Genomic DNA, 14023 nt, shown 5'->3' with positions numbered 1-14023 from the left:
AAATGCTGAACATTTAGTTAAGCGGCTGTCATATTCAGCATGTACAATGCCGCCAACTTTTCAACCTTTGTAGACACATTATGATCAAGAAGCAACCGCTTACGCGTCATCGTGGCATTTACTTACTGCCCAATCTGTTCACCACCGGCGCCATGTTTGCAGGATTTTACGCGATCACCTCGGCGATTAACGGTCGGTTCGAAACGGCGGCGATTTCGATGTTCATCGCGATGGTACTGGACGGCCTGGACGGCCGCGTGGCCCGGCTCACCAATACTCAAAGCGAATTCGGCGTGCAATACGACAGCTTGTCAGACATGGTGTCGTTCGGCGTGGCGCCGGCGGTGGTGATGTATCTGTGGACATTATCCAGCATGGGCCAAGCCGGTTTGTTCGCGGCTTTCGTGCACATGGCTGGCGGCGCGTTGCGCCTGGCGCGCTTCAACACCCAAGTAGAAGTCGCCGATAAGCGTTATTTTCAAGGCTTGCCCAGCCCGGCTGCGGCGGCGATTCCGGCCGGCGGCCTTTGGTTCTGCATCGAGAACGGCTACGACGTGGAAAACATCAAATATCTGGTACTGGTCACCACCATCTGCACCGGCCTGCTGATGGTCAGCAATTTCCGATATTCCAGCTTTAAGGAAATCGATTTTAAAAACAAAGTGCCGTTCATCGTCACCATCATCGCGATGCTGGTGATCAGCTTCATCCTGGCCCAGCCGCAACGCATGTTGTTCCTGCTATCGGTCGGCTACGCTCTGTCCGGTCCGATCGTGACGCTGGTTTTGCGCAAACGTAAGCTGCAAAGCCGAAAAAATTAAAGTATGGCCAAACATGGCGGCAAATTACTGATCGACGCGCTGGACAAACTTTGGCGCAAATACCGTAAACGCCTGAAAGCCTGCCGCCAAACTGCCAACGAAGATAACGTCCACGAATTACGCGTCAGCACCCGGCGTTTGCTGGCGCTGATCGAATTGCTGCAAGCCTTGCAGCCGCAACCCGCATTGCGCCGCATCCGCAAAACCCTGAAAAACCAGCTCGACGGTTTCGATGAGCTACGCGATACTCAGGTGATGCTGTTCGAGATTGCTAAAACGATGCCAGCATTACCCGAGCTCGAACCCTTTCTAGCCCATTTGCATCGGCGCGAACAGCAATTATTGGCGGAAAGCCAGTCGCTGGTCGCCGGCCTCTATCAACCGAAGCTACGCCGAAAAATCGTGAAAATCGGCAATCGGTTTAAAGCACGGACTGCCGATACCGATCTGCACGCCGCCTTGCTCGCGGCTATCGATAAGGTCTATGCCGACACGATAAACCGTTACCAGGTGATCGATCCTCGCGATCTGGCCAGTATCCATCACCTGCGCATCGCCGTTAAAAAATTGCGCTATTTACTGATTTCGGTGCAAGCGATCATTACCGATCTGCCGGAAGACCATTCCAAACACTTGCAACGCTATTTGACTCGGATGGGCGATATTCAAAACGCCACGGTGTTATTGCAAACGCTGGAGATATTTTTTTTAGCCGCTGTACCGCCAGCCATCAAGGAATATTACCAAAAGCAGCTGCAAGCACTGATCGACGAGTTCATGCTGCATCGCGAGGAGATTTTCGGATTTTGGCGGGAGAGCGATTCGGTCTAAATTGCCGACGTTTAACGCTGCCGCCAGGCGGATCGTTTCCTAGCAAGCGCTCTACCAGCACGTAAAACTACCGGAGGCTTGAGCCATGGCCGGCAATGCAGTATAGTTCCCGACCATGAACAATCAGACTATCATCTTTTCTCCAGTTGTAGCCTCCGTGCCGGCCCCCGGCAGATTGTCGTTCGCCCTACCTCTAAGACTGCTGCCCTGAGGGGCGCACTCTATCCTTATCTAATACCATACAACCCTTTTCTGTTTTCTCGGCCGAAAGCGCCGAACGTTTCATGAACGGAGTTCTCATGAAAGACAAATTGATTATATTTGATACCACTTTGCGCGATGGCGAGCAAAGTCCCGGTGCGTCGATGACGCGCGACGAAAAAGTCCGGATTGCCAGGGCGCTGGAACGCATGAAGGTCGACGTGATCGAGGCCGGCTTCCCGGCCGCCAGCCAAGGCGACTTCGAAGCGGTACAAGCGGTGGCCGACGCGGTGAAAGACAGCACCGTATGCGGCTTGGCAAGAGCCTTGGATAAAGACATCGACCGGGCCGGCGAAGCCTTGAAAGGCGCGAAAAGCTCACGCATTCACACTTTCATCGCCACCTCGCCGATTCATATGCAAATGAAGCTGAATATGCAACCGGAGCAGGTCATCGAGTACGCGGTACGGGCGGTGAAGCGCGCCCGCCAATACACCGACAACGTGGAATTCTCGCCGGAAGATGCCGGCCGCTCGGAAGAAGATTTCTTGTGCCGGATCCTGGAAGCGGTGATCGATGCCGGGGCGACGACCCTGAACATTCCCGACACCGTCGGTTACAGCATGCCGCAGCAGTTTGGCGCCACCATCGCCAATTTGATTCAGCGCATTCCCAATTCCGACAAGGCGATCTTTTCAGTACATTGTCACAACGATTTGGGTTTGGCGGTCGCCAATTCCTTGTCGGCGGTGATGAACGGCGCCCGTCAGGTGGAATGCACCATCAACGGCTTGGGCGAACGCGCCGGCAATGCGTCCTTGGAAGAAGTGGTGATGGCGGTACGCACTCGCCAGGATTTCTTCCCATGCGTGACCGGCCTGGATACTCGCGAGATCGTCACTTGCTCCAAGCTGGTATCGTCCATCACCGGCTTTCCGGTGCAGCCCAACAAGGCCATCGTCGGCGCCAATGCCTTTGCGCACGAATCAGGCATCCATCAGGACGGCGTACTGAAAAACCGCGAGACTTACGAAATCATGCGCGCCGAGGACGTGGGCTGGACCACCAACCGGATGGTATTGGGCAAACATTCCGGCCGTAACGCCTTCAAGACCCGCATGGCGGAACTGGGCGTGGACTTTGCCGGCGAAGCCGATTTAAACGACGCGTTTTTTCGTTTCAAACAGTTGGCCGATAAAAAGCACGATATTTTCGACGAAGACTTGCAGGCCTTGATTTCCGAGCAGGGTTTCGAAGCGGAAGACGAGCACATCAAATTAGTAGCCTTGAAAGTCTGCTCGGAAACCGGCGAAATCCCCAATGCCACCGTCACTATCCGCGTCGACGGCAAGGAAATGACCGGCAGCGCGCAGGGCGGCGGCGCGGTAGATGCCAGTTTGATGGCGATAGAAAGCCTGGTGAAAACCGGGGCGACCTTGGCGCTGTATTCGGTGAACAACATCACCACCGGCACCGACGCCCAAGGCGAAGTGACGGTCAGACTGGAAAACGCCGGCCGTATCGTCAACGGTTCCGGCGCCGACACCGACATCGTCATTGCTTCGGCCAAGGCTTACATCAATGCTGTCAACAAACTGCAAATACCCGACCAACGCCAGCATCCGCAAAAAGGCGATGTCTGATTCTTGAGCGGCGATGGATAAGGCAACCCGCTTACAGTATTTGGAGGCGATGGGCATAGCGGTCTGGGTTTCCAGACATCCGCCCATCACCGTTCAAACGCCGCAAGTGACTGACGCTGGCGAATTTAAAAATATAGGCTGGGCTGACGACTGCAGGGATGCAGGAGGTATACCCTCAAGGGCACAAGGGGTAATGCCGGGACGACAAATTGCTCCTGCATTTGCTGAATACGGTACGTCCTGTACCTCAGCAATTGCCGAACAAAGTGAAGCCCATCGATCAAATCGATCCCATCATGACGAAGCCTCGGAAACCGATGAACGTCGGGCTTCGTGTCCCGAAGCCCAAGCTACGCATGCTTCCCACGCCAACGAACAAACCTGGAAAGACCTGCAACACCAAGTTTCTCTATGCCGCGCGTGCTCGCTGTGCGAAACCCGCACCCAAACCGTATTCGGTGTCGGCAATAAACAAGCGACCTGGATGCTGATCGGCGAAGCGCCCGGCCAAAACGAAGACTTGCAGGGCGAACCCTTCGTCGGCAAGGCAGGGCAATTGCTGACCGAAATGCTGCGGGCGATAGGTTTGAAACGCGAGGAAGTCTACATCGCCAATATGCTGAAATGCCGGCCGCCGAACAACCGCGATCCGGAAAGCGAAGAAGTCGCCGCGTGCAACCGCTTTCTGCAACGACAAATCGAATTGCTACAGCCGAAAATTATTTTGGCGGTGGGCCGCATTGCCGCGCAAAACTTGCTCAAAACCCAGCAACCTCTGGCAAAATTACGCGGCGTCCGCCACCAACTAGACGGCATACCGTTAATTGTCATTCACCACCCGGCTTACCTATTACGCTCGTTGCTAGAAAAGGCCAAGGCCTGGAGCGACTTGCAGTTTGCATTGTCGGTCTATAAAAACCTAGAAAAATAAACCATGTGGAAATTGTTACGCAAACTGAAAGATGCCGTGATTTACGACGCGGACCGTGAGTTTTACGCCAAGATATTCCCCGATTCGGTAGACAGCAAGGATCTACTGCGGGTGCGCAAAATGGACCACGCCGATTTGGCTAGCGTCCTGGAAATCGAAACCCTGAACTACGAATTTCCCTGGTCGGAAGGCATCTTTAAAGACTGCTTCCGCACCATGACCTATACCAACTGGGTCTGCGAGGCGCCGGACGACACCATTGTCGGCTACTGCATCATCTCGGTGGCGGCCGGCGAAGCGCATATCATGAACATCAGCGTCAACCCCCGCTTTCAGCGCCAAGGCGCCGGACGAAAAATGCTGGAACACCTGATTGAATACGCCCGCCCCCGCGCCGAAAAAATCTTTTTGGAGGTTCGTCCCAGCAATCCTGGTGCTATCGATCTGTACAGCAAGACCGGCTTCCGAGAGATAGGTATACGCAAAAACTACTATCCCGCCAAGAACGGCAAGGAAGACGCGATTATGTTCGAGCTGGATTTGGTACCGATGCTAAAGTCCTAGCCCTGCCCCGATTTCAAACCATAAAAAAGCCCGGTTAAACCGGGCTTTTGTTAGTGCTGGCCGGCGAAGGAATCGCCCCGATCAAGCATTAATCGTCGCCGCCGAATACGCCCAATAATTGCAGCAGGCTGGTGAACAGATTGTAGATCGAAACATACAGCGACACCGTCGCCAGGATGTAGTTGGTTTCGCCGCCATGGATGATTTCGCTGGTTTGGAACAAAATCATAGCGGACATCAGCAATACAAACATCGCGGAAACCGCCAGCGACAATGCCGGCACCGAGAACAACAACGCCGCCAAGCCGGCAAAGAACGCCACCAACACGCCAATCATCAGGAAGCCGGCCATGAAGCTAAAATCCTTGCGGGTCGTCAGTGCGTAGCCGGACAAACCCAGAAAGATCACACCGGTGCCGCCCAGTGCAGTCAGGATCAACTCATGCCCATTGCTGAAAGCATTGATATACATATTCAAGATAGGTCCAAGGGTCATGCCCATGAAACCGGTCAACGCAAATACAAACACCAAGCCCAGTGCGCTATGACTGAAACGCGTGGTTAAAAACAACAAGCCGAAATAACCAACCATGGTCACGATCAAGCCCGGATGCGGTAAATTCAAGGTCATCGCCACGGCCGCCATCGCCGCGCTGAACAGCAATGTCATCGATAACAATAAATAGGTATTCTTTAAAACCTTATTGGTCGCCAGTATGCCGGCTTCCGAACGAGCGGTTGCAGTATTTAAACGCATGATTAGATATCCTCATCTAGTTACAAGTATGGCTGTGACCGCGCAATGGCGCGGGAGTTTCCCGACATTGTCGGCACCGTCTGCTAGTATACCTAAAGAAATTGCACACAAGAGGTTAAATAGGTAATGAGCAGTACGCCTTACGAGTTGATCGGCGGTGAAGCGGCTATTCGCAGCTTGGTCGACCGATTCTATTTTTATATGGATATTTTGCCGGAAGCGCAAGGCATCCGTGCGATGCACGCCCCCAGCCTGGCATCCGCCAAGGACAAACTATTCAAGTTCCTCTCGGGCTGGCTGGGTGGTCCCAATCTGTTTATCGAGGAATTCGGCCATCCGATGCTGCGCGCCCGGCATTTTCCGTTTGCGATCGGCGCCTCGGAGCGTGACCAATGGATGCGGTGCATGAATAAAGCGCTGGACGAGGTCGAGATGGACCCGCGTCTGCGCGAAAACATCCGCACCGCCTTGCAACATCTCGCCACCCACATGATCAATCAAGAAACCGCCGGAAATTAGTCATGTCCTTATCCAAACAATTGCTAATCCTGATTTCTGCGCTGTTTTTGATGATATTCAGCGTCAATTTTGCATTGAGCGTCAGCAATATCAAAGGCTATCTGGAAGGCGAATCGAAAAACCATGCCCAGGACACCGCCACCTCGTTAGGCTTATCGCTCAGCCCTTATATGACCGACACCAGCGATCCCTTGATCAAGACCATGATGAGCGCGATTTTCGACATGGGTTATTACCAGGAGATCCGGCTGGTGGATACCGAGAACCAGGAACTGGTGGCCTTGAAAAGCGACAGGCGGGTGGAAGGCGTACCGGACTGGTTTATCAAACTGCTACCAATGACATCGGCCATCGCGGAAAGCGAAATCAGCTCCGGCTGGAGCATGAGTGGGCTCATCTATGTGACCGTCAACCCTGGTTATGCCTATCTGAAATTGTATGAACAAGCCAAAGCCGGATTTTATTATTCCTTGGCGGCTTTTTTGGCTTCTATCGCGCTACTCGCCCTGCTGTTGCGCGTCACGCTGGCCTCGTTAAGCAAAATCGATCTATTAGCACAGCACATCAGCGAAGGCCGCTACGAAAGCATTGAGGATCTGCCCTGGACCCGCGAAGTGCGCAACGTCGCGGCATCGATGAACACTATGTCGCAGAAAATCAAAACCACGATAGCCTCGCTGCACGGCAAGCTGGACGTGATGGGCGCCAGCCTGTTGCGCGACGACCTGACCGGACTCTATAAAAAATCGGTATTCGAAACCGACTTGAAACATATTGTCATGGAAGACTGCGAAGCTTTCATTGTACTGATCAAAATCGACAGCCTGGTCGATCTGGTCAAAGAGCGCGACAGCGATGCCATCGATCAGTTTTTGCAAGCGTTCGCCGCCATCCTGGAAAAAACCGCCGCCCTCGCCAGCGGAAAATCCGGTAAAGCCTACCGATTTTATGGCGCCGAATTCGCGCTGCTGTTGAAAATAGGCGACCAGGAGCGGCTTGAAGGACTGATCAAGATGCTCAGCACCGAATTCGCCGAACTGGGCGAACGCTACCAAAAATCCGATTTGGCTCACATTGGCGTGCAGCCCTTCAATCCAGTGATGAGCACGGAAAGCCTGCTCGAAGCAGCCCACGAAGCCTACGAACAGTCGTTGCTGATTGGCGCCAATAGCTATTTTATTCGCACCGGCGACAACTTTGCCCGAGACATTGCCACCTGGAAGGAACTGGTATTCGATTGCGTCGACCATGGCGAATATTCGGTTTGGTATATCGACCAGATCGCTGCCTTTATCGGTGGCGACCTGTTAATGGAAGAAGCGTTTATTCAAGTCCATGACAAACAAGGTAGCATGGTCGCCATCGGCCCGTTTATCTCGATAGCCGAAAAATTCGCCAAAATTGTCGATCTCGATAAAGGCGTGATCCGCACTGCGCTGGATCACATTCAGCGTAACCACATCGAACATGCCATTGCCGTGAATGTCTCGGCCAGTACTATCAAAAATAGCGATTTCCGGATCTGGCTGGAAAAACTGATCAAACAAAATCCTGCGGCCAAACAGCTAGTGTTTGGCTTATCGGCCTACGCGGTCATCAAGGACATTGATGCCTATCAGACCTTTATCGAGACCGTGCATCAATGGGGTGCGCGCGTGATGATAAAACGCTTTGAAACCCAATCGATGTCTGCGGATCTGGTCAAAAAGTTGAAACCGGATTTTATCCGGTTGGCGCGCGACATCGGCAACGGTATCGACAGTTCCGCGCAAAAACATGCTTTCGTGCAAACCATACAAGAAATCTCCACCTTGCTGGATATAGCGATTCTGGCCGAAAACGTAAAATCCGATAGGGATTATCAAGCCTTAAAGACGATAGGAATCGTCGGTGCCAGCCGTTAACAGTCGAACTTTAAACGCCGCGAAAATTATTGCCGCCGCTGTTAGCCTGAGTTGTAGTATGGTGCTGGCGGCGGGCTTATTCGTCGACCAAGCCTTGCTGGATAAAGTAGAGCAAAAATACGGGATCGCCGCCAAGCAACGCTTCGTCGAATGGCAAAGCCTGATCGACAATGGCAAAAGCTGGTCCGATCCAGAGAAGCTAGAGCGGGTTAACGATTTCTTCAACCGCAATATCGACTTTATCGACGACATCATCCTGTGGCAAAAAACCGATTACTGGGCCGCGCCGACCGAACTCCTGGCCCGAGGCGGCGGCGATTGCGAGGATTATTCGATCGCCAAATATTTCTCGCTGGTGGAAATGGGCGTTGATGAGAACAAATTGCGGATCACTTACGTCAAGGCGCTGGAACTCAACCAAGCGCATATGGTATTGACTTATTTCGAATCGACGCGCTCAGTGCCCTTGGTGCTGGATAATCTAAAACCCGCCATTTTGCCGGCAACGGAGCGCCCAGACTTGCAGCCAGTCTACAGTTTCAACGGTACCGGATTATGGCTAGCCAAAAGCAAAGGTTCCGGGCAACATATTGGCGGCTCGGACCGTTTGAGCATGTGGTCCGAACTTAAATTAAGAATGCTGGAATCGCCTTTTTGAATACGCAAACCTCTCCCTTGCTTTATAGCCTGCGCCGCAGCAGCCGCGCCAAAAACACCCGTATCGTCGTCACCGTAGATAAAATCGAAGTGGTGGCGCCGCTCAAAGTGTCCGAACACCGAATTCAAGCTTTCGTGCAAACCCAACAGGACTGGATCAAGGCCGCGCTGAAACGGATGGCGGATAAGGTTCAGGCCACGCCGCGTCTGGCCCCAAGCGAATACATCAATGGCGCCCGCATTCCCTATCTCGGTCGACAATTACCGTTGCAAATTAACGTTAGCAAAACCAAAACCGTGCGCATCGAATTACAAGACGGTGCGCTATTTTGCGTAAGACTGCCAGCCGACATTGCCGAGGAACAAAGTTCCGTGCTGATCCAAGCGGCCTTGATACGCTGGATGAAAGCCCAAGCCAAACATCACGCCCAACAATTGATTGACCGGCATGCGCCGCGTTTTGCGTTGTTTCCACGGAGCATCAGAATCAAGACTCAAAAAAGTCGCTGGGGCAGTTGCGGTCCAAACAACGACATCAATCTGAATTGGCTGCTGATGTTGGCGCCACCGACGATGCTGGAATATGTGGTAATCCACGAGCTTTGCCACATCAAACACAAAAACCATTCCCAAGCGTTCTGGCAACTGGTCGCCGAGCATCTGCCAGACTACCGCCAGAGCCGGTTGTGGCTGAAACAGCACGGCGCCAGCCTGATGCAAGGCTTGTAATGCTAAAAAAACTGGCTTTTTATATTTTTGCAGCGCTATTTATCTTCGCCGGCCAATTTCTGGTGAATCAGGATTTAGTCAATGGTACGCCACCGGCCATAGTCCAAACCACGCTAGCCAACGAAAACGCGATGCAACGCATAAGCAAAGGACCGGCAGTGTTATATTTTTGGGCGGAATGGTGCGGCATATGCCGGAGCATGCAAGGCACGGTCAGCGAAGTGTTACGCGACTATCCTGGCGTGACGGTCGCGGTGCGATCCGGTGACGACGCCAAACTGGAGAGTTATCTGCGCGACAAGCAATTACAGTGGCCGGTAATCAACGACCAGGACGGTAGCATTGGTCAACGTTACGGCATCAAAGGCGTACCGGCGCTATTTTTCATCAACGCCGCCGGCGATATCGTCTTTACGACGGTAGGTTTTACCTCGGAATGGGGGCTGCGCGCACGTTTGTGGCTGGCTGGTTTAGTATGAGATCGTCGGAAGACTGAACTAATATTTAGCGGTGAATTATGCTTGAGAAGACCCGGAGTGCTCGGCCAAATCACCCAAAGCCGCCAACTCCCGTTCCAATAACTCGCTGTCACCGAGATTTAATTCCACTAAACGCCGCAATCGGGAAATACTGTCGATATCGATATGTTCGCATCTAAATCCCACCCGATTACCGTCGACGTGGGTAGCGACCACTGCCATGCTGATGCTAATTTCGTCGGATAAATCGAATTTTAGAATGTACGAATCGTCCGGCAATCGCGAATCGGCGAGCGCAACCTCCAACAAACAACCTTGCAAGGACAGATCGATTATTTTGCAGGCATAGCTTTGACCAGAACCGGTCAATAAGGCATCGGCATGATAAAAAATTCGGTGGAAGCGCCGTTTGTCTTCGCCTTTCTCAAATGCCATCCACTTAATCCAGGAAAAACTGCATCTCGGTGCTATCGACGACGATCACATCGTTATTTTGCAGTTGTACGGTTCGGTCGCCCAAGGGCTGTCTATTGACTATCAGGCCATCGTGCCCTTGCAATGCCGACAAGAAATAACCGTCCTTCCGGCGCGCAATCACGATCACCCCCGCACCCTCATGTCCCAAACGAGTCATGGCTTTCTTCAAGCGCAGGATACGACCGATATGCACGCCGTTTAGCACTTGCAAATTAGCGTCCGGCGTCTTGTTGGCGTCATCCAGCTTCTCGTTGAGCGCGCGAACATCAGGATCAGTGAAATCGGCTGGCGAGACCTCGAAGATTTTTTCCGAGAATTCATCGGTAGTGTTGTACACGATGTAGTGTTTACCGATATTGATGACATCGTTGTTTTTCAGATTCCATTCCTTGGTAGTGTGATCGTTGATCAGCAGCGGAAATTTTTCATTCATCTGCTTGATCACGGAAGTGCCGTCCTTGATCACCACCACGGCATGCGCCGGGGCAACTGCAAGACTGTCAACCACCAGGTCACTAGTCTCATCGCGGCCAATATGCACTACGCCGGAATCAAAAATACCTGAATGGATTGCTTTGTCTTTAAAATAAACGGTAAATTTCGCCATCGCTGTTGTTTCAAGTAATCCCTGCGTCCAGATAGTAGTATAGCCCGTATAACCAAGCTTGCAGAGTAATCAATTATTTTTTTCGGTGTTACCCTACTCTCTACATCGACAAATCCGGCAGCGACTTACGATTTCGCGATGAGAACCGACAATCAGGTTTTTCCTCTCTGTAAACGCGCAACTAATAGTGATGTAACACGCTCCTAGACTAGACTTTACCCATCAACTTATCAAGTCATCGATCATGAATCTATCTCCGCCGAATACCCAGAGCGAACCGTTGATTGCCCAGGATATCTATATTGCTGGTGTCGATGAAGGCAATGGTAAATCCTTGATCATGCTGGCGATGATAGAAATGCTGTCCGGTTATGCCGACAAGATCGGCTTTTTCCGGCCGATCATTCAAGGCAGTCCCGACAAAGACGACCTGATTCAATTCATCAGCCAACGCTACCAACTGGCGATGCCCCTCGACGCCCTGTATGGCTGCACTAGCGACGAGGCCCGTCAACTACTGGCCACCGAACAGTATGACGAACTACTAAAAACCATCCTCGCCAAATACCGAACCTTAAAGAGCCAATGTGATCACGTGCTATGCGTCGGCAGCGACTACCGGCACGGCAATGCCATTTTCGAATTCGATTTCAACGCCGATGTCGCCAACAACCTAGGTTGTTTGATGATGCCGGTGATGCAAGGCGAAAACCGCAGCAACGAACAAATTCTAAACGGCTTGGCCAGCCTGAAACACGAACTGCACGAGCACGACTGCGAACTGCTCGCCACCGTCATCATCGGCGTCGCACCCAACCAAATCGATAGCGTGCGCCACAGCTTGGACCATTCCGGCACGTTTCCAGTCTACGTGGTCCCAGCCGAATCGTCGCTGAATAAACCCACCGTCGGCAATATCGCCAACGCTATCGGCGCCAAAGTTTTTTCCGGCGAGAGCGCCGCGATGAGCCGCGATGTTTATCACTATAAGGTCGCGGCCATGTTGGTGCCGGACTTCCTGGATTACGTAGAAACCGGCGACCTGATCATCACACCGGGCGACCGATCCGACATCATCATGGCCAGCCTGATGGCCTACAACTCCGCCAACTATCCGCAAATTGCCGGCCTGCTGTTGACCGGCCATCAGCAACCGGCGCCGCAAGTACAAAAACTGATAGACGGTTTGGGTGATACGCCGTTCGCGGTACTCGGTGTCGAATCGGATACCTTCACCACGGCGTTACGGGTCAGCCAGGTGGTTGCCCGCCTGCACGCTCAAGACGACCGTAAGGTTGCCGCCGCGCTAGGCTTGATAGAGAACAATATCAATATGGTGGAACTGCGCCTGCGACTGTGCAGCAAGGTTTCCCATAAAACCACGCCGCTGATGTTCGAGTACGATCTGCTGCAACGCGCCAAAGCCAAGAAACAACATATCGTCTTGCCGGAAGGCAACGAGGAACGCATCCTGCGCGCGGCGGAAATTTTGCTGCTGCGCGACGTCGTCAAACTGACCCTGTTGGGCAACGAAGCCGAAATACGCCAAAAAATTCAGGCCATGGCCTTGAAGCTGGATAATGTCAACATCATCGACCCGATCAGTTCAGAGCTGCGCCCGCTGTTCGCGGAAACCTACTACCAGGCCCGCAAACACAAATGCATTCTCTACGACACCGCCTTCGATTTGATGGCCGATCCCGCCTATTTCGGCACCTTAATGATCCATCTCGGTTACGCCGACGGCATGGTATCGGGCGCCGTGCATTCCACTCAACATACCATCCGGCCGGCTTTCGAAATCATCAAAACCAAACCCGGCGCCTCGATTGTTTCCAGCGTATTTTTCATGTGCCTGGAAGATCGGGTGCTGGTTTACGGCGACTGCGCGGTCATCCCCAATCCCAACGCCCAGCAATTGGCCGACATCGCCATTAACGCTGCGGAAACCGCGCGCATGTTCAATATTCCGCCACGCGTCGCCATGTTGTCCTATTCCACTGGCGAATCCGGCAAGGGCGAGGCGGTGGATAAAGTCCGGGAAGCCGTCAAAATCGCTAAAGCACTACGTCCGGATCTGATTCTGGAAGGGCCAATGCAATACGATGCTGCCGTGGATGCCAGCGTTGCCAAGACCAAAATGCCCGACAGCCAAGTGGCCGGCCAAGCCACGGTGTTCATTTTTCCGGACCTCAATACCGGCAACAACACCTACAAAGCCGTGCAACGCTCGTCCGGCGCCATCGCGGTCGGGCCGATTCTGCAAGGCCTCAACAAACCGGTCAACGATTTAAGCCGCGGCTGCACCGTCACCGACATCGTCAGCACCGTGGTGATCACCGCTATTCAAGCTCAAGAATCCGCTAAAACATGATAACCAAACCCCGGATACTCTATTTAATGCTGAGTTTGCTCAGCTTTGGCGGCGTGGCACAAACCCGCATCGCGGTCTTGGATTTTGAATTAAAAGACCTGACGCTCGCGCCGGGTGTCCCAGAGGAATTGATGCGCACCGCGTCGATCAAACCCTTATTGGAAAAAGAATTAAAATCCGCCGGCTATACGATCGTCGAGGTTGCTAGTCAAACGCAACAAGCCGCCAATAGCGGCGTCGGCTATTTATTCGATCATGCCGATGCCGCCGCTCAGTTGGGCAAGCAAGTCGATGCCGATTACGTACTGGTCGGCCGCTTGCATAAACCCAGCTTTCTGTTTGCCTATCTGATGGGCCATCTGGTCAGGGTCGCCGACGCTAAACTGATAGGCGACTATATTTCCGAATCCAAAGGCCCCAACGCTAAATTAACTATCAAAGCCGTGGAAAGTCTGGCCGGCAAAATAGACCACGATCTGGATCGGCGCTACAGCCCTCCGCCGCCGTCGAAACTTGCGCCCTAACCGCC

At 52.9% G+C, this 14023-nt stretch carries 15 protein-coding genes; 12 read left to right on the top strand and 3 right to left on the bottom strand.

The annotated features are described in order from the left end of the window. Nucleotides 1-80 precede the first annotated feature (80 nt). From pssA to rimI, 5 genes are all read left to right on the top strand, one after another. The gene (pssA, locus tag QZJ86_RS05400; RefSeq protein WP_301937082.1) at nt 81-821 is read left to right on the top strand and encodes a CDP-diacylglycerol--serine O-phosphatidyltransferase; all 741 of its coding nucleotides are present in this window, start codon (nt 81-83) and stop codon (nt 819-821) included. Nucleotides 822-824: 3 nt separating this feature from the next. Then, nucleotides 825-1652 carry a CHAD domain-containing protein gene (locus QZJ86_RS05395; RefSeq protein WP_301937080.1) on the top strand — a complete coding sequence of 276 codons (828 nt, stop codon included), beginning with the start codon at nt 825-827 and terminating at the stop codon, nt 1650-1652. Between the two features lie 299 nt (nt 1653-1951). Then, entirely contained in the window at nt 1952-3496 is a 1545-nt protein-coding gene (locus QZJ86_RS05390) for a 2-isopropylmalate synthase (RefSeq protein ID WP_301937079.1), read from the top strand. Nucleotides 3497-3509: 13 nt separating this feature from the next. After that, nucleotides 3510-4427 (top strand): uracil-DNA glycosylase, encoded by a 918-nt coding sequence (locus tag QZJ86_RS05385; protein ID WP_301937077.1) that lies wholly within the window; start codon nt 3510-3512, stop codon nt 4425-4427. 3 nt (nt 4428-4430) lie between these two features. Beyond that, nucleotides 4431-4991: a ribosomal protein S18-alanine N-acetyltransferase gene (gene rimI / locus QZJ86_RS05380; RefSeq protein WP_301937075.1), complete on the top strand. Its 561-nt coding sequence runs from the start codon at nt 4431-4433 to the stop codon at nt 4989-4991. Nucleotides 4992-5079: 88 nt separating this feature from the next. Here rimI and QZJ86_RS05375 read toward each other — a convergent pair whose 3' ends face one another. Next, nucleotides 5080-5748 (bottom strand): Bax inhibitor-1/YccA family protein, encoded by a 669-nt coding sequence (locus QZJ86_RS05375; protein WP_301937073.1) that lies wholly within the window; start codon nt 5746-5748, stop codon nt 5080-5082. A gap of 126 nt (nt 5749-5874) precedes the next feature. Between QZJ86_RS05375 and QZJ86_RS05370 the strand changes: the two genes are divergently transcribed. Genes QZJ86_RS05370 through QZJ86_RS05350 form a run of 5 tightly spaced genes read left to right on the top strand, consistent with a single transcriptional unit; the run spans nt 5875 to nt 10036 of the window. After that, nucleotides 5875-6267, top strand: coding sequence for a group II truncated hemoglobin (locus tag QZJ86_RS05370; RefSeq protein WP_301937071.1), 393 nt, complete (start codon nt 5875-5877; stop codon nt 6265-6267). 2 nt (nt 6268-6269) lie between these two features. Continuing rightward, complete coding sequence (locus QZJ86_RS05365) at nt 6270-8171, top strand: bifunctional diguanylate cyclase/phosphodiesterase (RefSeq protein WP_301937069.1); 1902 nt, start codon at nt 6270-6272, stop codon at nt 8169-8171. Continuing rightward, nucleotides 8158-8829: a transglutaminase-like cysteine peptidase gene (locus QZJ86_RS05360; protein ID WP_301937068.1), complete on the top strand. Its 672-nt coding sequence runs from the start codon at nt 8158-8160 to the stop codon at nt 8827-8829. Before QZJ86_RS05365 ends, QZJ86_RS05360 begins: the two co-directional genes overlap by 14 nt. Beyond that, entirely contained in the window at nt 8826-9557 is a 732-nt protein-coding gene (locus tag QZJ86_RS05355) for a M48 family metallopeptidase (protein ID WP_301937066.1), read from the top strand. Before QZJ86_RS05360 ends, QZJ86_RS05355 begins: the two co-directional genes overlap by 4 nt. Further along, a complete protein-coding gene (locus QZJ86_RS05350) occupies nt 9557-10036 on the top strand; it encodes a protein disulfide oxidoreductase (RefSeq protein ID WP_301937065.1) in 480 nt (159 codons plus the stop codon). The genes QZJ86_RS05355 and QZJ86_RS05350 overlap by 1 nt, the downstream gene beginning before the upstream one ends. 36 nt (nt 10037-10072) lie before the next feature. On the opposite strand, the gene QZJ86_RS05345 is transcribed toward QZJ86_RS05350, so the two are convergent. Further along, nucleotides 10073-10471, bottom strand: coding sequence for a PilZ domain-containing protein (locus QZJ86_RS05345; protein ID WP_301937063.1), 399 nt, complete (start codon nt 10469-10471; stop codon nt 10073-10075). A gap of 4 nt (nt 10472-10475) precedes the next feature. Continuing rightward, entirely contained in the window at nt 10476-11120 is a 645-nt protein-coding gene (locus tag QZJ86_RS05340; RefSeq protein WP_301937061.1) for an FHA domain-containing protein, read from the bottom strand. A gap of 244 nt (nt 11121-11364) precedes the next feature. Between QZJ86_RS05340 and pta the strand changes: the two genes are divergently transcribed. Together pta and QZJ86_RS05330 are read left to right on the top strand one after the other, a co-directional pair. Beyond that, on the top strand, nt 11365-13494 hold the full coding sequence (gene pta, locus QZJ86_RS05335) for a phosphate acetyltransferase (protein ID WP_301937060.1): 2130 nt from the start codon (nt 11365-11367) through the stop codon (nt 13492-13494). Then, the gene (locus QZJ86_RS05330) at nt 13491-14018 is read left to right on the top strand and encodes a DUF2380 domain-containing protein (protein WP_301937058.1); all 528 of its coding nucleotides are present in this window, start codon (nt 13491-13493) and stop codon (nt 14016-14018) included. Before pta ends, QZJ86_RS05330 begins: the two co-directional genes overlap by 4 nt. The last annotated feature ends 5 nt before the right edge of the window (nt 14019-14023 follow it).

The sequence above is a fragment of the Methylomonas montana genome (genome assembly GCF_030490285.1).
GTDB classification, from domain to species: domain Bacteria; phylum Pseudomonadota; class Gammaproteobacteria; order Methylococcales; family Methylomonadaceae; genus Methylomonas; species Methylomonas montana.
This window is presented reverse-complemented; position numbering and strand designations above follow the sequence as displayed.